20 protein-coding genes are annotated in these 21716 nt (G+C 57.8%); 19 read left to right on the top strand and 1 reads right to left on the bottom strand.

What is annotated here, in order from left to right:
• Positions 1 to 219: 219 nt before the first annotated feature.
• The 13 genes from VNL17_14495 to VNL17_14435 all read left to right on the top strand — a co-directional run bounded on the left by VNL17_14495 (position 220) and on the right by VNL17_14435 (position 14575).
• The gene (locus VNL17_14495; protein ID HXI85287.1) at positions 220 to 915 is read left to right on the top strand and encodes a hypothetical protein; all 696 of its coding nucleotides are present in this window, start codon (positions 220 to 222) and stop codon (positions 913 to 915) included.
• A complete protein-coding gene (locus VNL17_14490) occupies positions 912 to 1760 on the top strand; it encodes a glycosyltransferase (GenBank protein HXI85286.1) in 849 nt (282 codons plus the stop codon). Before VNL17_14495 ends, VNL17_14490 begins: the two co-directional genes overlap by 4 nt.
• A complete protein-coding gene (locus VNL17_14485) occupies positions 1736 to 2674 on the top strand; it encodes a hypothetical protein (GenBank protein ID HXI85285.1) in 939 nt (312 codons plus the stop codon). Before VNL17_14490 ends, VNL17_14485 begins: the two co-directional genes overlap by 25 nt.
• Before the next feature lie 10 nt (positions 2675 to 2684).
• Entirely contained in the window at positions 2685 to 3065 is a 381-nt protein-coding gene (locus VNL17_14480; protein HXI85284.1) for a hypothetical protein, read from the top strand.
• A gap of 11 nt (positions 3066 to 3076) precedes the next feature.
• On the top strand, positions 3077 to 5404 hold the full coding sequence (locus VNL17_14475) for a hypothetical protein (protein HXI85283.1): 2328 nt from the start codon (positions 3077 to 3079) through the stop codon (positions 5402 to 5404).
• The gene (locus VNL17_14470; GenBank protein ID HXI85282.1) at positions 5401 to 5631 is read left to right on the top strand and encodes a hypothetical protein; all 231 of its coding nucleotides are present in this window, start codon (positions 5401 to 5403) and stop codon (positions 5629 to 5631) included. The genes VNL17_14475 and VNL17_14470 overlap by 4 nt, the downstream gene beginning before the upstream one ends.
• 265 nt (positions 5632 to 5896) lie before the next feature.
• Positions 5897 to 6934 carry a hypothetical protein gene (locus VNL17_14465; GenBank protein HXI85281.1) on the top strand — a complete coding sequence of 346 codons (1038 nt, stop codon included), beginning with the start codon at positions 5897 to 5899 and terminating at the stop codon, positions 6932 to 6934.
• 11 nt (positions 6935 to 6945) lie between these two features.
• Entirely contained in the window at positions 6946 to 8157 is a 1212-nt protein-coding gene (locus VNL17_14460) for a DUF5309 family protein (GenBank protein ID HXI85280.1), read from the top strand.
• Between the two features lie 197 nt (positions 8158 to 8354).
• Positions 8355 to 8747: a hypothetical protein gene (locus tag VNL17_14455; GenBank protein ID HXI85279.1), complete on the top strand. Its 393-nt coding sequence runs from the start codon at positions 8355 to 8357 to the stop codon at positions 8745 to 8747.
• Positions 8744 to 9520, top strand: a complete 777-nt coding sequence (locus VNL17_14450; protein ID HXI85278.1) for a hypothetical protein — start codon at positions 8744 to 8746, stop codon at positions 9518 to 9520. The genes VNL17_14455 and VNL17_14450 overlap by 4 nt, the downstream gene beginning before the upstream one ends.
• A complete protein-coding gene (locus tag VNL17_14445) occupies positions 9517 to 10227 on the top strand; it encodes a hypothetical protein (GenBank protein ID HXI85277.1) in 711 nt (236 codons plus the stop codon). Before VNL17_14450 ends, VNL17_14445 begins: the two co-directional genes overlap by 4 nt.
• Positions 10227 to 12356: a hypothetical protein gene (locus tag VNL17_14440; protein ID HXI85276.1), complete on the top strand. Its 2130-nt coding sequence runs from the start codon at positions 10227 to 10229 to the stop codon at positions 12354 to 12356. Before VNL17_14445 ends, VNL17_14440 begins: the two co-directional genes overlap by 1 nt.
• Before the next feature lie 218 nt (positions 12357 to 12574).
• On the top strand, positions 12575 to 14575 hold the full coding sequence (locus VNL17_14435; GenBank protein HXI85275.1) for a hypothetical protein: 2001 nt from the start codon (positions 12575 to 12577) through the stop codon (positions 14573 to 14575).
• Here the strand turns inward: VNL17_14435 and VNL17_14430 are convergent.
• Positions 14568 to 14981, bottom strand: a complete 414-nt coding sequence (locus VNL17_14430; GenBank protein ID HXI85274.1) for a hypothetical protein — start codon at positions 14979 to 14981, stop codon at positions 14568 to 14570. The two genes, VNL17_14435 and VNL17_14430, sit on opposite strands and share 8 nt — an antisense overlap.
• A gap of 71 nt (positions 14982 to 15052) precedes the next feature.
• On the opposite strand from VNL17_14430, the gene VNL17_14425 reads away from it, so the two are divergent.
• From VNL17_14425 to VNL17_14400, 6 genes are all read left to right on the top strand, one after another.
• A complete protein-coding gene (locus VNL17_14425) occupies positions 15053 to 15406 on the top strand; it encodes a hypothetical protein (GenBank protein ID HXI85273.1) in 354 nt (117 codons plus the stop codon).
• Entirely contained in the window at positions 15403 to 15657 is a 255-nt protein-coding gene (locus tag VNL17_14420) for a hypothetical protein (GenBank protein HXI85272.1), read from the top strand. Before VNL17_14425 ends, VNL17_14420 begins: the two co-directional genes overlap by 4 nt.
• A 3-nt stretch (positions 15658 to 15660) precedes the next feature.
• Positions 15661 to 16320: a hypothetical protein gene (locus tag VNL17_14415; protein HXI85271.1), complete on the top strand. Its 660-nt coding sequence runs from the start codon at positions 15661 to 15663 to the stop codon at positions 16318 to 16320.
• Positions 16321 to 16330: 10 nt separating this feature from the next.
• A complete protein-coding gene (locus VNL17_14410; GenBank protein HXI85270.1) occupies positions 16331 to 17929 on the top strand; it encodes a hypothetical protein in 1599 nt (532 codons plus the stop codon).
• 266 nt (positions 17930 to 18195) lie between these two features.
• Positions 18196 to 19917, top strand: a complete 1722-nt coding sequence (locus VNL17_14405) for a hypothetical protein (GenBank protein HXI85269.1) — start codon at positions 18196 to 18198, stop codon at positions 19915 to 19917.
• Positions 19917 to 21713, top strand: coding sequence for a hypothetical protein (locus tag VNL17_14400; GenBank protein HXI85268.1), 1797 nt, complete (start codon positions 19917 to 19919; stop codon positions 21711 to 21713). Before VNL17_14405 ends, VNL17_14400 begins: the two co-directional genes overlap by 1 nt.
• The last annotated feature ends 3 nt before the right edge of the window (positions 21714 to 21716 follow it).

Below are 21716 nucleotides of genomic sequence, written 5' to 3'. Positions count from 1 at the left end.
GGATCGCCAAGCCGCTACTCGACAAGAGCGGCAAGCCGATCCTCGATGAGGACACCGGCAAACCGATGGTGTTCGAGGTCCCAGACTGGGTAGCGCGAATCGCGGCCGTCAAAGAGATCAACAAGATTTATGGAGCCTACGCGCCTTCTCAGGTCGAGATCAAGGAAGAGAAGCACGTCTTCCATCACCTCAGTGAAGCGGAGTTGATGCAGAGAGCACATGAACTCGCCATCGACATTAGTCGACTTGCAACGGAAGGTTCTCGAACAGGAGAAATTACGGGACGAACTGACCTACCGGAAGCTGGAAAAGGACGCGCTTTACTGGCTGACCCATCACACAAAGACGAAGGACGAACAAGACCCAGTTAATCCGTACAAGCCCTTCCCCGATAAGCCCTATTTCAAGCCAATCATCGAGGTTCTGGAGAACGAAAGCCCGGTTTTCCTGCGCAAGAGCCGCACGATGATGATTTCGTGGCTCGTAAGCGGCTGGGCGGCCCATAAAGGCTTCACGAAACCGGCGACGCGGGTCATTTTCCAGTCTGAGGACGAAGATCGCGCCATCAACGACATCGAGTATGTCAAGCAGCTTTGGAAAAACTCCGATCCATGGATTCGGGACCGTTGGCCGGCTCGAAAGAACGTCGATTTGCAGCCGCGGGACTCGTTTGAACTGGCGAACGACAGTAGTTTCATTGCGCTGGTAGGGAATCCGTCGAAGATCCGCTCGTTTCACCCGACGATTTACGTTCTGGATGAAGCCGCGCACGTTGAGCAGGGCGAGGAAAGCTGGAACGTGGCCATGGCGACCGAGGCGCTGCATATGATCGGGCTATCGAGCGTCGCTCCGGGATGGTTCCAAGACGTTATCGAGTTTGCAACCCCGGTAGATTGGCCAAAATACGCACTGTGATTGATTCCATCTTCATCGTCGAGCCGCAAGGGTACGCACATCACTGCTTTGAGGAAGTCGCACTGGGCCTACACTACGGCGCGAAGGAACTGGGCCTCGATTGGCCGATCCATCGCGGACCTGTTCCACATGGAACATCGCCGCTGATCCTGGGCGCGTGCCTGCTGCCCAATTTTGCGGGCATCCCGAAAAGTGCGGTGATCTTCAATCTGGAGCAGTGTCCCGGTCAGTGGTTCGACCGTCCAGCCTATTGCGAATTGCTGATGTCGCATGAGGTCTGGGACTACGACGCTGGCAACATCGCGGCGCTGCGTGGGATCGGCATCAACGCGAAGCTGTGCCGGATCGGTTACGTACCGCAACTGTCGCGTATTGAAAAGCTCGATGAAGACATTGATGTTCTGTTCTATGGTTCTCTAAATCTTCGCAGGATCGCCACCGTCATGCGGATGGGCAGCCGATATATGCAAATTTATACTGGCTCGCAAACTTGCGGTGAACGACTTTACGGCGAAGAACGCGATAAAGCCATCGCCTCGGCGAAAATCGTTCTGAACCTGCACTACTATCCGGCGGCACGCTTCGAGATTGTGCGCTGTTCCTATCTGCTGGCCAACAAGAAATGCGTCGTGAGCGAGCGCGGAGCCAGCCCCGAGTATGAACAAGAATTCGCCGACGGTATCGCGTGGGCCGATTACGGCGATCTCGAAGCCAAGTGTGCGGAGTTACTTGCGAATCCCGCAGAACGTGAGCGCATCGCGCAAAACGGCTTCGACACGTTCTCGAAGATGAAGCAGTCCGACTATCTCGCAGAAGCACTATGCTTACAGCCCCAACCGGCGTAATCCAGCCCTGCGAGGGGCTGTCGATGTGCCGCCTGAAGACCGGATACCCGGTAATCCGCGTCCACTACACGGCGGACCCCGAAAAAGATGCGGATTGGGCCGCACGCGAAAAACCCAAGTTCTCCGATGCGTACTGGCAACAGGAATACGAGATCAACGCCTATGCCCGGAGCGGCCAGCGCGTTTACCCGGAATTCGATCCCGCGATTCACGTTATCCCAGATGAGAAGATCCCGAAGCGTGGGACGCGCTACATGGCCATCGACCCGCACCCGCGCACGCCGCACGCCTTTCTCTGGGTGCTCATCGACCGCTGGAGCGATTGGTACGTCTACCGCGAACTCTGGCCGAGCGTCATCAGCGGAATCCCGGCCTCGCTTCGTGACGACACGCCGGAGAACAGCTACACCATTCGCGAATATGCCGAGACGTTGGCCCATCTCGAAGGCAACTACATCGAATGGCGCAACCCGGAGACGGATCGTGAGTACGGGATGTACCGCCGGAACGCCCTCGGCGAACGCATCGTTTATCGCTTCATGGATCAGGCCGGCAAAGGTTTTCAGGCTAGTTCAGAAGCTGAGCAACTGGAGACCTATGCCACGCGGTACCAGCGCTACGGCATCTATTGCCTAGACCCGAAGAAATCGCACAAGTCGGGCGAGGACGCGATCCGGGCGCTGCTCAAGCCGCGCAAGCACGACACGTACGGGACATGGCCGCGCCTGCACATTGCCGCGAGCTGCGTCGAGCAACGTTTGGAATTTCAAAGATTTCGTTACAAGGTGACCCGCCGCTACAACGAAGAGCGGGAGTTGAAGCAAGAGGGGATTGAGGCGCGGTGCCATCTTCTCGATCTGCTGCGCTACCTGGCGACCGCGAACATCTCACACTCAGAATCCCTAGCATCGTAAGGAGAACTCAATGGAAACCACTCTTCACACCGATTGTGGCGACGGCCGCCGTCGTGCCGATGTCGGCTCGGCGTTCAACGGAACGGCCCCTGTCGCCAAAACCGCCAACTATTCTATCGTGCCAACGGACGTCGGCACTTGCTTCACCAACAAGGCGGCTGGCGGCACGGTCCAGTTCAAACTTCCCGCGCCGAAGTTCGGCATGTGGTTCATGTTCATCGTCACAGCGGCGCAGACGCTCGAAGTTTTACCGAACGGCAGCGAGAAGATCAACAACGGCTCGACGAAGATCAGCGCCGCTGGATCGCAGGCGGGCGTTGGCGTGGCTTACGTGGTCTTCGACGGAACACAGTGGAGCACGTTGCTGTCAGGAACGTGGACTACTTCGTAAACCAGGCGTAAATGGCGTCTCAAACCATTCCCGTTCCGGGCACGGTCAAACGTGCGCCCGATGGTCTCATCGAGGTCAACCGCAGTACCGGCGGCAACGACCAGAAGGATGACGATCGTGCGCAATTGATCGTGAACCGGCAGAAGCGCTCGTACTACTGGCAGAAGGACAACTTCTATCCGCAGTTTGAGCAAGTGTACAAGTCGTACAAGTGCGAGCGCGATCCGGTTGCAAAGGATGACAAGCCGAACGAGGCCGATCCGACACAGACATCAATCGGGATGCCCGATACGTGGATGGTGGTTCGCCGTACGGTGGCACGCATCACGGCGCAGATTCCGAATCTTCGATTCAACGCCAAAGATCCGATGATTTCGGAACTGGTAGCGCGAAGCCTGATGTACCAGTGGGATAAGAGCAAGACGCAGCGCATCCAGAAGATCCACGCAACGCAGGCGGCGCTATTCGGCATCAGCATTCGACCGTGGTTTTGGGCATCGGAGGATTACAAGCGCTTCCGGCGCGTGAATCCGATGAAGCCGCAGCTCGATCCGGCCGATACGGACCAGATTATCGCTACTTATGGCGATGAACTGAAAAAGATGGCCGCCCAGCAGGGCTATTCGGTCGAGCAGGCGCTGGAGGACCCCAGTGTTCGACCGATCATCATGGCGAACCTGCTGGCCGAGCATTCGCGCGGCGGAATGTTGCCGGTGAAGTACGAATACACCGGCTATGAGGGGCCGAAGTGCGACTTCCTGTTGATGGCAGATTGCTTCCCTGAGCCAAATTTCAGGTCGCTCCAGAGTTCCAACTGGTTCATCGTCGAGCGGAGGCGCAATCTGCAATGGATGGAGAAGTTCGTCGAGCGGTACCCCGATTTCCGGCGCGGGTTTCAAGCACTCATGGACAAGTACCCTGACGGCACTGTCTGGAACTACCAGAGCAACGAAGTAGCGGGGCTGCGGCGCCAGATGGAGAGTGCCATCGGGCGAACCAATAGCGCAAACCAGCAGTATGCTGAAGCCAAGACGAAAGAGTGGACGATTCAGGAACAGTGGGTTCCGGGTTATGAATCGACGCTCTCGATGGTTGGCGAAAAGAGCGTGTTCCTGGGCGAGATGCCCGCACCATACATGCTGGATGGGAAGATCCCGTTCACTGAATTGGTGCTGATCGAAGAACTCCTGAGTGGCGTCGGCGACTCGACCGCTCGCGTGATGCGCGGCTTGCAATTGCTCCATGATCGGCAGACGAATACGCGCGTCGATTTGACCCACGATATTCTGCGACCGCTCTATGAGACCGATGACCCGGAACTGTACGAGAACGCCGAGAGCAAATTAGCGCGATTCTCCGGCGGCCGGCTGGTTCTGGTGCAGCGCCGCGGCAGCTTCGGAGTAGTCGGCGAACAGGCGGCAATGGCTGCTGTAGCGAATGGCCTCCAGGACGATCAGGCGATCAGCCGGTTGCTCCAGATGGTGAGCGGAGAGACCAATATGAGCATGGCCGCGAATGTGGACCCAAGCCAGTCCCGCACGGCTACCGGCGCTCGCATCATGGCTTACAACCAGGATGTGCTGACGAAGGATCAAGTCGATTCGTTCAATAATTCGCTGAATGCCGACGCCGAAATGATGTTTCTGCTGAACCGTTCGGAATTATCCAGCGCAATTGAATTTCAGGCAGGCCAGTACCGGCGTCTCTATACCGAAGGCGAGGACATGATCCGCGAGGAATGGGTCAAGGCCGAGCCAGAGATGTTCCAGATCGACGGCGAGATCACGGCTGAAGTCGGCTCCACGCTGGCAGATGACGACGAAGCGAAAGTAACCAAAGCGACGAATCTGTTCCACGCCGCGACGCAGTTTCCGAATCTGCTCAATCCGAAGAAAGCGACGCAGGATTTCATCATTGCGATGGGCAAGGGCAAGGAACTCCAGCAGTGGGCACCGGACCCGCAGCCTCCGCCGCCCGAAAAGGAAGTCAATACTAGCCTGACGATTGCGGCGAAATGGGAGAGCCTGACCCCGCAGGAAAAGCAGGCGATCATGAATCGAGCGCACGTTCAGATTCAGCTTGTGCCGCCGACAGATCCGCAATTGCAGCCACCGCAGCCGCCGCCTGATGTGGGCCCACCGCCCGGTGCCGGAGCGCCGGGGCCTGATGGTGGTGGCGGTCCTCCCCCCGGTCCTCCGAGCGGTCCAAGCGGCGGCGGACCTGCGCCGGAATCCGCTCCAGCGGGACCATCCGGCCCTGAGCCGTTGATTGCGGCATCGGCGCTCGCGGCGGCGCGTGGGCGATCTCCGTTAGGCGGGGCGCACGGATTGCCGCAATGACGGCGGAAAACATCCGCACCGCGCACGGTCTCTGGGACAATCTGGCGTTTCGGGAATTTCTGGACGCATTCGTCGAAGAGGAAATGTCCGCACGGCTCCAGCGCCTGCGTATTAGCGTCCAGGACGGACAGCCTGTAGCGGCGGCGCTCATTGAGGGCGAAATCGCCGCGCTCGAATCGCTGCCCAAGATTTTCAAGAAGCACGCATCGAAGTATCAACCAGCCTAAGCCCGCGTGACACGCGGCAGAAAGACAAACCATGGCAGATGTATTAGAAGCAACGCCCGACACAGGCAACGTAGAGGTCACCGAAAACTACGTCAGTGGAGTCCTGCTACCCGGAAGTTCAGGCTCCCTTGGCGATGCCGAGGAGCGACCGTCTGCGCCGGCTACGACACAACAGCCGGAGCCAGTCGCGCAACCCGAGCCGGAAACGCAACAGGCGGAACCTGAGACCCAGGCAACCGCCGCTGCGGAGCCAACCGCCGAAGAATTGATCCAGCAATTCGCGAAGCAGACGGGTCTAAACCCAAACGACCCGGCGCAACGGAAGGTGCTGAAGCAACTCGCCGACAAGGAAGCTCACATCCGTAAGCTCGAAGCAGAGAATCGAGGCTTTCGAGAGCGCCCGGAGGAGGACAACCTTACCGAATGGGAACGTGCGCTTATCGAAGAGGCGAATGCAGCCGCGCAGCCAGCGATGGAGACAGCCGGAGCGAAACCTGCCGCGCCAGCAGCCCAGCCTCAGCAAGCCGAAGCAGCGCAGAAACTTGGAGATGTTGGAGACAACTGGACAAAGGCAGAAGAGGCGTTCAAGGATCTCAATGCAGCATGGGATCACGCGCAAAAGACCGGCGACCTGACCAAGGTACGCGACGTTGAGAATGCCATCTACATGCGGCAAACGCTGAACATGGGCGTGCCGATCATGGCCGACATTGCGCAGCGGGTGGTGATGGATATCATCCAGAAGCAATTCGGAGATATCCTGCCGAACGTCAAGCAGCAGGTTGAATTCCAGCAAGAAGTGCAGTCCAAAGAGTTCGCCATCCAGCAACTCAAGAAGACTCCGCAGTTCGCCCAAGTCGAGGAGATTTTCAAACCGCTTGGCGAGAAGCCGATTGACATCGAGGGGCAGGAGTTCCCCGACAATGCTCTGAACCGCATCATTCGGGATCATCCGAGCATTCTCGATATCAGGGTTGACCGCCATCCGGTCTCAGGAAAATTCCTCACGTCGCAGCAGGCCCAAACTGCAACCAAGATCGCCCAGTACAAGACAGTGCTCGGAATTCATCGGATGCAGCAGAAGCAAGGTATTGATCCGGCCAAGGCTCAGCAACTTGTCGAGGCTGGCAAGCGCATTACCGCGCGAAACCAGGCCGACAAGACGCGGCAGGGCATCAACGCCGGGTCCGGTGTAACGAACGCTCCTGGAGGCTCGCGAGAGTCGTCCAGCTACGTCGAGCAGTTGGTCAACGGCCAACCGGGTGGACCGCTTCCCTTCTCCTCGATCTTTGGCAATAAATAGGGAGATCAGAAATGGCCCAAGTAATTGGGGATCGCACAACTAATCAGGCAATCACAGAAACCCGGCTAATTCGACAGGTCGGGGCTGAGATTTCCTTGCTGGAGCCGAACGAGGCTCCTCTCATCACGTTTTTGAACCGGCTCAAAAAGCGGCGTGCCGTGAAATCGCCGCGCTGGGAATGGTTCGAGGACGACTATGTGGCGCGGTGGACGCAGAACGGCACCTCCACAGTCGCCAACAGCACTTCCTCGACCACCATTACCGTTGTTGACGGCACGCTGTTCGTGCCCGGCGACACGTTCGTGGTGCCTAAAGCCACGTCCAGCTCATCCGCGCCCGAAGTCTGCCGCGTGACCGTGGTTTCCACCAACACCCTCACCGTCGTGCGCGATATTGGCGGTGTCGGAGCCGATACCATCCTGCCGAGCGCGGCGCTGCGCTTGATGGGCACGTCCTACGAAGAAGGCGGCACGATTCCGTCCGCCAAGACCACGGCTCCGGTTGGCAAGATCACATATACCCAGATTTTCAGGGACGTGATCGACATGGCCAACACCAACATCGCGTCTGCTCAGTACGGTACGTCGAATGAGCGCCAACGCCTGCACCAGAAGGCGCTAAAGTCCCACAAGATCAAGATGAACATGGCGTTCCTTTTCGGACAGCCATCGGAATCTCTCGCGGGCGGTCCTACCGGTAAACCCATTCGGACCACGATGGGGCTGAACAACACCATTTCGACAAACGTGGTGGACGCGGCCGGCACTCTGACCATGAAGACCTTCGAGACGTTCTCCCGCGCCGCCTTCCGTTATGGCAAGAACGAAAAGCTCTTGCTATGCTCGCCCATCGTCAAAAGCGCCATCAACTCCTGGGGCAACAACTACCTCATGGTGAAGCCCGGCGAGAAGAAATGGGGCGTGAACGTTCAGGAAGTGCAGACGGCGCACGGCACCTGGCTCGTGACAAACGACTGGATGCTCGAAACTGCCATCAGCGGCCAGAACGGATTCGGCAACATGGCCTTCTCGATTGATGTGGACATGCTCGACATGATCTATCTCAGCGGGAACGGCGAAAACCGCGATACGCACATCCGCGAGAACGTCATCCTGGATGGCCGCGACGCCAAGGTGGACGAAATCCTCAGCGAAATCGGCTTGGTCGTGATGCAAGAAAAGTGGCATGCGAAATTGTTCGACGTGACCGACTACAGCCAGTAGCAATAACTGATTTAGTATCATGAGTTTCTATAACAATATCGAACTTATCAAGCTATTGTTATAGGGGCCTTGATGCGGCCACAATCAGGTCGATTTGGCGCGGAGACAACTGGAAACATCTGACGATGCCATAGCACCTCCTCTGGGGCGCTCTTCTGCGGGTGCCCCACATTTTTCACACAACCGAAAGGAACACAATGTCAGCAGTAACAGAACCGCTGCGAGCGCCTGTGCAACAGCCGGAGCGCCGCGTATTTTACTCCCGCAACGCTGGGCTGTGCATCAGCGCCAACAAGGGCCGCAAGGTCATGATTGACGGCGAACTGAAGCGCGACGGCGAGAAGATGATCGAGTTCATTCCGCAACCGGATGACTACGGCCAGTTCGTGACGGAGGACCCGGAACTGATCGAGTTCCTGGAGCGGCGCGTCGCAACAGTGGGCGACGTGATGCTGCCGGAAAAGTATAACGAACTCACGACTCCGCTTGAGATGCGCGTTAAGGAACTGAAGGACGAAAACGCGCGGGTGATCGAGGACAGAAATCGGCTCATCAAGATGTTGGAAGAACTCAAGAACAAGGCGAAGTGAAAGTAGACCTGTTCGTTTTCAGCTACCGCAACGGGCCAGCGTCGGCGCGTGACGCGATCTCGGTGATGCGTAACTACGCCCTAAAAGAGGGAATCGACGTTCATCATCGGGATTACGGCAACGCGCTGATCCATCGTGCGCGGAATACGGCGCTGGCGGCGATGCGGCCCGATGCCGACTTTGCCCTTTTCGTGGATGACGATATGGTGCCGCCTACTGAGTCGATCATCCGGCTCGCGGCGCACGATGTGCCGGTGGTGAGCGCCCTATGCACTACGCGCGTGCCGCCGGTCGAGATTGCGGCGAAGGTTTACGACCCGATTGCGGATCAGTTCTGCCCTCTGGAATGTGTCAATCTGACACGGTTGATTACCGGGCAGTTTGGCATCGGAACTGGGTTCGTGATGATCCGGCGCGATGCCGTAGAAGCATTGTGCGGATATTACCTGTCGGCTCACGATTGGCTGGATGAGAACCGCCGTCGCATGGATCGGCTCCATGTGCGTTCGGAGAACCGGGAGAAGGAGCGCAAGCGGCTGGAACAGATCCGCATGGCGAACTGGGCCAAAGAGAAGCACCTTCGGGTGTTCAGCTATTTCGTCGGGGAAAACGAAATGGAACTGGGAGAGGATATTACGTTCTCGCGGCGGCTGATTCGGCTTCGCATTCCGGTTTCAATTGACGGCACGCTGATACCGGGGCACATCGGCGAGCGGCCCTATTCCGTTTACGACGTGCTGAACGATGAAGAGAACGTTGTGAAGGTCGCATGACCACAGTCGATATCGAGACGCAGGCCGATCCAGACGGGCTGGCCACTACCAGCCTGAATCTGAAGTTTGTCCTGCGCCACAAGGTTGTGCCGGACTTCTATTCGGTGCCTGATTCCTCGCAAGCAGGCGGCATGGGTGGAGTCGGCTATGTCGGCTGGCGGCGCAAGTCTATATCGCAGGCGATCACGCAAGGTCAGCAGACTTTCGATCTACCAGACGATTTCGGCACGATGAAAACGATCTCTCTCGGGATCGCTTCCATCAATAACCAACTTGAATTTGAAACGCATGAACTGAGCTATATCGGCGATAATCCGACGCTAGTCATGATGGCCGAGAGCGCGACGGTGCAGGTTCAACCGACAGGGTGGTATCTGGTCTGGACTTCGGCCTCCGGTGGCCATCCAGCGGGCTATCGCACGGTGAAGTTCGACGCGCCTTCGGATGCGGCCTATACGTGCCGCGCCGTCTACTACAACCAGATCAATTTCGCGGACGACACCACCTCGGTGGACCTGAACGTATACATCCCGCAGCCGTATCAGTGGGCGCTGGTCTGCGGCCTCCAGCGAGAGCTTTATGCGACGCGGCTCTCACAGGGGGATGATCGCTACCAGCGGGCCGACTCCGAGTACAGGCGCATCATCAATCAGGCACGACGGAACATGGAGCACACGGCGCAGCACAAGCCGAAGATCATTCGCTAATGCCACGCCAAGTCGATCCAGAGCCACAACTAGAGTTCCACGGCGTATACACGGCGGGAAACCCGATTCGGCGTCCCGCGCACACCGCTGCCAAGTGTCTGGACTTCCGGGTGATGCCGGGATACTATCTGCGGCTGCGCGGCGGGCGCAAGGCTCGATACAACATCCCCAGCGCCACTTCCGTGCTCCGCATCGTGCCATACCGCGACCCGCATTTCTTCGGCTGGAGCTATCATCCGATGCAGGTCAACCTGAGCGGCACGGTGAAATGGGTTCCGTTCCAGATCGCCACCTACCAGCCCGACCCGTTCAACATCATCGAGGTTATAACCGGAACTTATGATGGGAACTTCTCCCTTACCAATCCCGCAGCAGCCTGCATCTTGGCCGACCGTCCACTGCTCTACAACGGACTGGGGGTTCTCAGCGGCAGCGGATCGCAACCCGCCTTCTCGACATACTACTCTAGCGTCACGCGCTACTACGGACTGGACGCTTATGCTCCAGGCGGTGTCGCTCCATCGGTTGCATTCGCGGCTGGCGCCGGGAACAATACAGTGGCGACCAGCGTGGACATATACGTGGGGCTGTACAGCTCTCAGACAGGCCACTACTCGAACGGGGTCAAGTGCGGCACTATTACGACGACCGGAGCAACCGGCACGATAACGGTGTCGAATTTAGCGCGGATCGTGCCGAGTTACCACAACGCCACTGAACAAAGCGAATTATTCTACGTGTTCTACGCGACAGTGGACGGCGGAACGGTACCCTATTTGATCCTGAATTCCGGTTTGACCGGACCATTCACGGTGGCAATCAGCAGCGGCTCGGCGTCGCTATCAATCGCTTCCGGCACAACGAACGGCTGGGTGCTGGACCTCACCAAGGAGATGCCGTTCCAGAACTATCCGCCGCGGCCGATGCAAAGCGTCTGCTACGTCAACGGGCGGGTCTATGGTTGCCTGCTGGCCGGCGGCTCTGGCACGCGCTCAGACTTCAGCTATGTGCCGGCCACGAAGGATCTCGCGGCGGTAGTGTGGTCGCAGGCCGCAAGCGATTCCGCCCGGCAGAACGTTGTCGGGGATCCGAATCAGTGCTGGCCGTTGACCAATATCGCGTACACGCCTTCCGCGGATGCTCCTATTGCGGTGATCCCGGCGCAAGACAATGTGCGGGTGCTGGTCCTCACACCGTCGTCGTGTTTTCTGTTGCAAGAGGTCGCGGATGGCATTCACGAATACATTACGATCAGCCGGAACTTCGGGTGCAAGTCCGCTGCCTCGGTGATCTCGACGCCATATGGGATCTGCTGGGTGACGCAGCACAACGAAATCGTGATGCTGCCGCCGTATTCGATTCAGTTGCAATATCTGAGCCGGGGCTACCAGTCGCTCATCACAGGGAACGTGAAATGCGCGGATTGGATCTTCGACCCGGTTGAGCAGATCGACCGTTATCAGATTTGGATGGATAACGGCGTGTCGGTCATCCATGACTTTGCACTGGGAGATGGGCAGTCGCCCGGATCGGGAGAAGCCTACAGCGCCACGCAGCCGGTATTTACATGCGCCGCGACGGTGCTCGACGGTAATGGCACGCGTTACTTTCTGGTCTGTACCGGCGGTGTGTACACCCATGAGACGCAGCCCGATACCGGAGTAATCCCAACGACCGACCAGACGTTCACGACCGGGCAATCCTTCACGACCGCTGATATCAACGGAGAATACGACCGCAATTGGGGCAACTTCGGAGATACGACACGCAGGAAGGAATTGCCGTTCATGTCGCTGACTGGGGATGCCGGCGCATCGACGCAATTAGGGGTGTCGCCCGTCGCGGTGGAATGGTACGGCGATTTTCAGCAAGTGACCGGCGCGAACAAGCAGACGACGACCATCCAGAAGGGATCGCAGTCCACCACCGACCAGAACTACCTGGTGAAGTTTGCCGGTTTCAACAAGCTCTGGTTTAAGCTTGTGTTCAAGCTGAGCGGCCATTCGAGCGATGACGCCAGTTTTGCGAACTTCATTACGCCCTCGCAGCAAGGCGATCTCGCGAAGAACTTCTACGGTGCGATACACGAAGCCAGCTTCACGCTGTCGGATACGGTGAACAGAGTATGACGCGGCAACCGGATGTCCTAGATCAGTACCTTGGGCCGCTTGACGCGAATTCGCTCGCGTTTCAGAGGCTCGTATTTAGGCGAACGCATATAAATCAGCAAAAGCCGAAACCACCGCGAGGTCTCAGGATCAGCGCGGGTGCCTTGGTATGGGAAAAACCAGAAGATCCTAGCGGAGTCACTCACTACAACATCTATGTCAACACTGAGAACAACTTGGTGCGGCGAGTCCCTGCTGGACAGCTATCGGTAAACGACAACATCACGGGCACGCGGTTCTTCGTAACAAGTTTCAATCAAGCAACAGGGCTGGAGAGTACACGGGCATTCGTCGCCATAGCCAGCGGTTCATCAGTCACTCTCGGACCAGCGCCTCCAGGCGATGCTTCAATTGTTACCGTAACGCAGGCATTCACAACGGATGGAGCAGGCAATCCCCTTCTAAAGATAGGCGTCATCATTGCCCCTCCGAGTCCTTTGGGAACATTTTTCGGCGTGTGGGTATATCTGGACGCGCCCGATACCAGCGGATCTGGAGTGCTCGTTACCGATGGCACAGTGGCGCTTGACGGCACGACTCCACTTCAATCAAAATTCAATCCAGCAGTAATCAAGTTTTTCCCGTATGATTCCGGCAATCTTACGCTGAGTTTTAGCGTACCTCCACCACAACAGGCTGAGAATTGGCGCGTATACGTTGTTTCTGGCTCCGCGCAAGTTCAGAACTTCCCGGTGCAGTTTGGCTTTACCGGGGCCTCCCCGAGTTTCCAGTTTGTAGCTCAGCCATATCTGGACGGGTCCGGTAATCCGAATAAGACTCAGGCTCCCACGACGTTTGCGCCGAGCATTCAGAATGTCGCACTGGCTGGTTCCTTGCCTGCCGGCTGGACGGCCAATCCGAACATCGAAGTAAAGGTATCCGGCGACCAGTTCTTTGAATTCCAAGTCACTTATGCGTTCCCGACCACCGACCCGTATTATTCGCAGTTTGGCGGATTCGACGTAGTGATGGAGAATCTAACGACGGGCGGCCGCCGGACTATCGCCAACGTCTCGGCCCCGGCAGACACGACGTTTGCAAGCGCTCCATACCCGGTGCGCGTCGGGACGACAGCGTACAAAATCTGGTTTCCATCGTGGGATACCAACGGCAATCGAAACGCGATTATTCCTGGCGTTACGCCGGCTGTGACGTTCAATATCACGCGGCAACTGGGAACCTCGGCCCAGGAATACGCGGCCAACGCGACTAGCGTCGTCTGGACGACCGGGCAGTATCAGGATTCGGCAGGAGGCACCGACACGCGCGTGACGGTCTCTTTCACGCCTCCGACCGATCCGGCTTTTGGTGGGGCTCGGCTAGTGGTGAAGCGCGATGATGGGAAGTTCTACGAATACGCCAAGGGACGGCTGAGTCCACTTGAATACTACATCCCAAACCCGCCGTCGTCCGTTTCTTGGACCGCCTATCTGGTATCGCAGGATACCAATGGCAACCGCAATTCGATAGTGGACGGCATTACTCCATCGGTGACGTTTACGACTGGATCGGCGACCGGAACCGGCGATCTGGCCCGTGCCAATCCGGGGACCTTCTCTTCCGAATTCCAAATCACGGGAGGCGTGTTCAAGGTAAAGAATCTCAACGCCGACACTATCGTTACCGGCAAGCTCCAAGTGGGCGGCTCTGGCATGGTGAGCCAGATGAAGGTGTTCGATACCTTGGGCGGCAATATCGGATTCTGGGGCGATGACACGGCTGGAACAGGCTATGTAGGGATGTGGGCCAAGCAGTGCAGAATCGGCGGTGCGAGTCCGTCGAGCGCCCCTCTGCAATGCGATACCAGTGGGAACCTGTCAATCACAGGGGGAACGATCTCGCTTGTGAGCGGCACGGTAACGGTAAATGTTGACTCGACCAATTTCCTAAAAGTCACCGATACCGGCGGAAGCATTACGTTTTCCCAGATTCGCGGGATCGACATTACCACGGGTTTTAATAGCGGCACGAACAAAGCAGTCATGACGGCTACTGGTAGCATAATCCTTACACAGGCTGGCACTAGTTCCATCCTGAACGCTACGAGCCTGCAATTCAATTTGACTCAGGTTGTGACTGGAAGGCAGACCGGGCCTGGGAATACGACCGATGTCACCGATGTGGCGACGCGGTTCAACAATCTTCTAACAGCACTTCGAACTCATGGCCTGATTACCTAGCGGCTGCGATGAACGTGGAATTACCGGATGGAATATACGGCGTGACGAGCGTGGACATGATACTGATGTCGGTCAGGTCGAATACCACTACAATAGACCCGGCATGGAAGAATCTGCGGGCCAGCCGACTATCCGCATGAACCGCTCCGTCCCGATCCTTGTATGTCAGCGTGACATCGTAGAGTTCCACAAAGGGGAACGGGCGATAAATGTATACCTCGACGTTCTGCTGGCAATCTTCGGAAGGATGGATGCTGGCGATGGCAGCGCAAACTGAAGCATCGCGGTGCAGCACGGTGACCTGCGGTTTAGGTACGGAAGGCGACACTCCGGAGCTTTCCTGCGCTCCAGCCTGAGAACAAAACAGCAGAACAACGATTAAACCGGCCAATTTCATCATCTTCATGCCTTTCTAGTGCAGTTTGCGCCTCTGTCGTATCAAAAGTCAAATTGCCGGGTACTACAAGACTGAAAACAATGACAAAAGCACAAATCGACGCGCTCAACGTACTGCTGGATTCTGGACTTGATGCAGCCACTATCGGAGCGGAGGCCTCAGCTCAGGCAATTGAGAAAGCCAGACTCGCCAGCGTTTCTACGATTCCATTGCTCCCAACGCTATCCGACACCGACAAGGCAAATTTTAAGACGTGGCTGTTAGACGGAAAGGGCACGAACGATGCTCGCGGAGAAGCCCAACTCGCGGTAGATGCCCTGCTTGCTAACGATGCCCCTACTGCGGTTGCGCACGGCTTCCAACTCCTGAAGAACGTAATATTCTTCATCTACCCAGACATCGGCGAAGCGGCACTAAAACAAATACAACAATGAGAATAACTATCGATAGACACACGCTGGCGCTGCTCCAAAAGCGAGACGCGCTGGCGAAGCGATCTTCCGAAATCGCACAAGTCGAGCAAGAGGCGCTTATGGACGTGCTCAACATGGAGCGCGAACGCGCAAATGCGAGGCCGTTCTCATCTGCCAGATGGGGATTCGACGCAACTAAAGAGGAGGCATTTCTTGAACTTGAGGAACTCCCCGCCGAAACTCCGCCGAACGCACTGGCGGCTGTGAATTAGCGCATGGCACTCTGGGCCGATCTCAATCAAGTTACCGCGAATGCCGCGTACTGGAGCAATCTGGGCGGCGGCAAGTGGGGGATCAAATACCAATGGTTCAACGATTTCTTGAACTACCTGGACAACGGCTGGATCGCGGACCAGAATGCGGGAGGAAAAAACCTCAGCAATCTTGCGCAACTAGCCTTCAACGGTTCAGGGTTCATCAACAGTTCATTGGGCGTAGGAGTCGTGCCCACTCAACTGGGGCACTTTCGGAAGAATCAGAACACAAACACTATTGTCCTCTGCGAAAACCAGACCGCAGGCACCGCTGCTCAAGCGAATTTTAGGGCGCTAAATGATGCTGGTCGGCTTGGGCAATTCGGCGTGTTCTCTTCGGCCACGACTCCTTATGGTGCCATCGCAGCAAACGACGCCTTCCTATATGCCACATCAAGCGTCACGCTCATGGCGGATATCGCCGGCGGTGTGGTCAAGTTCGCCTGCAATGGTAATGGAGAGTTCGGAAGGTTCGATTCAAACGGAGCCTTTCGATTGAGCGCTATCGCCATACCGGGAACTCCAGCAGCGGCGACATTCTACATTTTCATTGACTCGGCGGACAACAAGTTGAAATGCAAGGGTCCATCTGGGACCGTCACGACGCTAGGCAATCCATAGGGCCAAACTCATGGGCTTCTTTTCGCAGTTTTTTGGTTTAGGCAAGACCGGGACAACCGACCGCACCCAGATCCCGGCGATTGCGAACTGGCAGAACCAGCAGTCACAAGGCTGGGGCAACAACGCCAATAACGCCTGGAATAAGGGCCAAGGGCTGAGCGACTGGGCCAGCGGCTACTACCAGGATCTCAGCAGAACCGGCGGTGTCGCTGGCGATCCCAACAACAACTGGGACATGGGTCGCCAGGTGATGCCGGGTGTCCAGGATGCCATCAATAATCGCTGGAACAACCTGAATCAGATCCAGTCGAACTGGAACAACTTCTCGGGTAGCCCGTGGGGAGCGCAGGGCACTTCGGATCAGCTAAACAATGCAACCGATGCCATGGGCGGCAATATCACCGGCAATGACCAGGCGGTGAAAGGCGACATCGGTGACACGTTCGGGCGGCTGGGTACGGCCAATCAGAACACCAGCGGCGACATTCAGAAGAGCATTGCAGGTACATACGGCTCCATCGGCAACAATCTGAACAACGATTATGGCCGGATGCTCACCGATACCAATTCGACCTATGGCGGCCTTGCGAATGCGACAGGGAGCACGTACCAGACGGCTCTGGACCGGCTCAGGATGTTGCAACCGGGCGGCGAGCTCCAGCGGGCGCAGGTATCGCGCTCCTTCGCGCCGCAAGCGGCAGCCACTGCCGACAGGCTCCGGGCCGCCGGCGTAGATCCCAACTCGCTGCAAGCGGCCGGCGTGATGAGCGGCGTGGACCGCGATCGTGCTCGTGCGATGGACGAAGCGGCGGGCCGCACGACCCAGGATTACGTCACCCAGGCCAACAACCTCGGCATCGGGCAATTGAACACGGGCATTGGCTTGGGCCAGAACCGGCTGAATACCGCTAACCAGCTTCAGGGTACCGAGAATCAGCTATCGGCGAACTACGCACAGAACGCCGGTAACCAATCCCGTGCGGAACTGCTGCGGAGTCTCCAGAACAGTCAAGGGCTGGATCTCTCGCGGCTCGGACAGAATACCGCTGCCAGCAACAGGACGGCGGATCAGACCAATAACTACCTCCAGCAACGGATGGCGAATGCCCTCGGCTCGCGGGCGCTGGGGTTGCAAGACTATAACACCCAGACCGGGCTGTTGAACCAGCGCAACCAGGAGGAATTACTCGGACCGGCGGCGCTGTATCAGCAGTACCAAGCAGGTCAGGGGCAGAACGCCTACCGGCAGGGACAGCAGAATATCGGTGCAGCGGGCGTCGCTGGGCAGGGCGGCCAGCAGCTACAGGCTGGCTTGGGCGCAGGTGGCCTCGGGTTGGGCTACAGCAACGCAGCGGTCCAGAACTACCTTCGCAGTCTGGGGATCGAATCGCAGAACGCTGGATGGGGCAGCAAGTTAATAGGCGGTCTGCTTTCTGGCGGGTTCGGCGGCGGGTTCGGCGGCGGGTTTGGCGGCGGCACTAATCCCGGCATAACCAGCGGTAGCGGCGACTTTTCTGGAGCGCTCGGCAATGGCGACTTCAGCGGCGGTGGTGGCGGTGGCGGCATGAATATGCAGCAAATGATGCAATTGGCCGCGATGTTTGGTTGATCTATGACACCTAATCTGAATCTCGGCGCTCTGGTTGGCAAACTCCGCAATATGAACCGGAGCGCAATCACGGCTCCCGGCAATCCGTTACCGCCGGAGGCCTCGTCTGTGCCAATATCGACTCCCGCGCTGCCGAAGCTGCCGCGCCCGAAGCCGCTTAGCCCATCCGCGCCATTGCGTGCGGGACGGCGACCGCATGCAGTCCATCCGCTCAAGCCCAACTTTGCGAACATGCTGCGAGGATTGAACCGCTAAAGGAACCAACCATGGGTCCAGTATCAAACTCGATGGGCGGTCTACCGCCGTGGCTGCTGGCGCTCATTCAACAGGGCATGGGCGGCGGTGGCGACTCTGGTGACGCTGGCGATGCGGGCGACGAAGGAGCGCCTGAGGAGGCTGGGGGCGGTTCGCCTTACGATGGCGGGATCGGCAATCTTCCAAAGAAGCCGGTACCCACGACGCCGCCGTTCCTGCCGGGGCGCATTCCGGGCTTCGGGACACCACCAACGCCGATAGTACCGGGTCCAGCTCCAGCGCCACAGCAGGCCCCTACACCCGCTCCGCAACAGGGCGGCTTGCGGTCACGCATCGGCGACATGCTCCAGAGCGGCATCGACGCGGCGGCTACGCCCAACGTCGCTTACGGCGGGCCTGTGGATATCATGCGTGGGCTCCAGTCAGCCGATGTGCAACGACGCAACCGAGCGCTACAGCAGATGCAGCTTGAGCGGCAACGGCAGCAGGACGAACTGGTACGCCGCAACACCGAATCGGAGATCGCAGCGCGCGGCGAGAACACGGAGACGCTTCGCCAACAGCGGGAAGCCACTGCCGCACAGAGACAGGAGCTTGCGCAACCGCGTCACGGTCAGATTCAGATTGACGCAGCCTACGCCAAAGAGAATCTGCCGTGGTTGAGGCCTGATCCCGATGGTACTTACTGGGTCAGCAAAGAAGTAGCGAACACTCTCAGCAAGCCAGAGAAGCCTGACAAAACTCCAAAACCTAGTATAGTTCCGCCAGGGGCCACGGTTGTTGATGAGAACGGTAAGGTGCTGTTTACAGCTCCGCCCAAGGATACCAAAGAACCGCCTAACGTCACCGAAGCGCAACTTGCGTGGATGGCAGAACACGATCCAGATCCGCAAGTGCGCAAGGATTCAAAGGCTGCGCTGAAAGGTCTTGCCAGCACAAAGCGCGAATCCACCGTCATTCGTGTGAACGAAGGCCAGCAAGAAAAGATATCTGAGAATCGCGCAATCAATCAGGCGTTCAATGACGCTGGCGGCGACTGGAATAAGGTTCTCGATAACGTTCGCGCTGGTAAGTATCCAGACTACGGATCGCAGATTGCCGACCATGCGCAGAAGATGGCCAAACTGCCGAGCGATTCCGCACGGCGGGTCGCATCGGCTGACGCCACTGTGGATCAGGTCAAAGAAGCCATCGACGCCGTTAAGCGATTCACAACAGCGCACCCGGATTTGGTCGGCCCAGCGATCAATCCCACGAATCCGATGCAGTCCCATCCACTGAATGCGCTCACGCGGCGAGCGGTAACGGCGGCTGGCGCTGAGCCTGCCGATATCGGCGAAGTGGACACTGCTCTCGAATCGGCGCTGGCGCTTCAGCCGGGGCAGCATAACTTCAGATCGCAATCGGCGCTCGACAATTTCAAGAAAGCGGCTGGAGTGGACCCGCGCACCGGGAAGGCGGACGGCAGCCGGGGATGGTTGGTCAACCCCGACAAGGTGATTTCTGCGCTTCAAGGAATCTCCGACTTCAACCAAAAGTTGAAGAGAGACATTATCAGCACTACTTCTGGCGGGACGCCGGCAACTGGTGGTCATCCAGCGGGCCGCAAGGCAAGTCCAGCCGCAGCGCTACCGCCCGAAGCTAAAGCGAAGTTGAAAGAAGGCGTTCACACTACGTTCGCCAACGGACAGACGTGGATGCTTCAAGGCGGTCAGCCGGTACAGGTTCAATAATGCCATCCGCGTGGGATGTAGTAGACGAGAAGGTCGCCGATCCGTGGGGTGTTGTCGATGAAAAGCCCCTCGCGAATCCGGCCATGTTGCCGTTACCGAAAGCTGGCCAACCTCCAGCGGTAAACATGCAGGAGCAGGCAGGACCGCTGTCAAGCATGTGGCACAGTTTCACCAGTGCGGTGAATCCTGTTCCCGCTTTCAAAGAATATCTCAACCGCCCGAACGAAAACCGGAAGCTATCCGGCGCGATGGAGGCCATCGGCAAAGCGCAGGAACAGAAGCGCGAACTTACCCCTGAAGAAAACGACGCCGTTGAGACAGGCATGAATGCCCAAGTGAATAACCCGATGGCATACACGCCGGGGCCGTTCACGGAACCAGCGGTGCAAGCCGCGCAACAGGTCGCAACCGGAGATCCGGCTGGTGCGGTGGGTACTCTTGCTGGCGGCTATGCGCTTCCGGCCGCAATCCCCGGCATTGTGAAGGGAGCGCGTAAGATCGCCAGTGCGGTTGGTGGTACAGGCGAAGCAGTCGCTACGAGATCGCTCGGGGCCACGACGGGCGCTGGAAACGTCCCAATGAGCGAGGCGCTGAATAATCCAACGCCTGCGCTTGTGAAGCGAATGCGCCAGCCGGACGAAATGGCGGTAGTGAATGATTTCAAAGACGCCGTACAGAACGTAAAGGAATCGCGGGGCGCTGAGTATCGGCAGGCGCTGGAGAAAGTCGGCAATGAAGCTCCACCGGACATTACCCCGGAGGACGTTCAGGACAAGGCATTCCAGCAACTTGGCGAGTTCAATATCAAAGTCCGGCGCGTGCCGCCGAGACCCGAAGTGCCAGAACTGCCGCACACCATTACTCCAGAGCAGTTGAAACAGTATCAAATTGCGGAGGCGGCGCAGAAATCCTGGGATGAGGCATTTGAGGGCAGGCAGCCGGGCGATCTACTGGATCTGGATTTCTCAAAGTCCACCATTCACAACCCTGCGGACCAAGCTCGCGTTAAGGGGATCGTGAGCGACGTTCTGAACTGGGGCAAAGACGCGAATGATTTCACGGTACTTGGGCTGGACACGTTGAAGCGGCGCATCCGTGACTTCTATTCGGATTCGAGCCAAGCACGGGCTTTGGTAAAGCGAATGGATGCGACTGTCACCGATTCATTGAACACCGTGCCTGGTTACCAGGACATGACGAAGGGATACGCGGAAGCATCCGACTTCTTGGATCAACTCGGGGAATTCTCCCTAGATGCCAAGAACCCCGGCACGGCGATCCGCAAGCTCACCTATGCGCTCAAGCAGAACAATCAGTACCGACAGGTGCTCACTGAGGCGCTGGATCAATACACCGACAAAGACCTGATGGGCCAACTAGCGGGACAGCATTTAAGCAACTGGACGCCGCGCGGTTTGGCTGCGTTCGGCGCTGGTGGGGCGCTGCTATGGAAGCTCATGAGCGGCACGATCACCCCGCACGCAGTAGTGGCGCTCTCAGTGACCTCGCCCCGGCTCATGGGCGAATTGATGCTGGCAATGTCCAAGGTCAAGCCCGCTATCGGAGCAGCGGGCGATGCTGCGCAAGCCATAGCGCAAAAGAGTGTGCCGGCCGCTGCTGCATTCCAAGCGTCCAAGCCGCCGATGCTCCCTGTGGAAAAGCCACCCGCACTCAGCGCCAACGAAGCCGACAAGGTGTTCCCGCGCGAGCATCTGCCGGAGTTGGCGCAGCAGCGCGGCGTCACCATCGACGAACTCAAGCGCGAACTCGAAACGCTCGGCTACCAGATCAAATAGCAA

Source organism: Verrucomicrobiia bacterium, from assembly GCA_035577545.1.
Taxonomy (GTDB): domain Bacteria; phylum Verrucomicrobiota; class Verrucomicrobiia; order Palsa-1439; family Palsa-1439; genus Palsa-1439.
The sequence above is the reverse complement of the archived record's forward strand: the minus strand, read 5'-3'. Positions and strand labels throughout refer to the sequence as shown.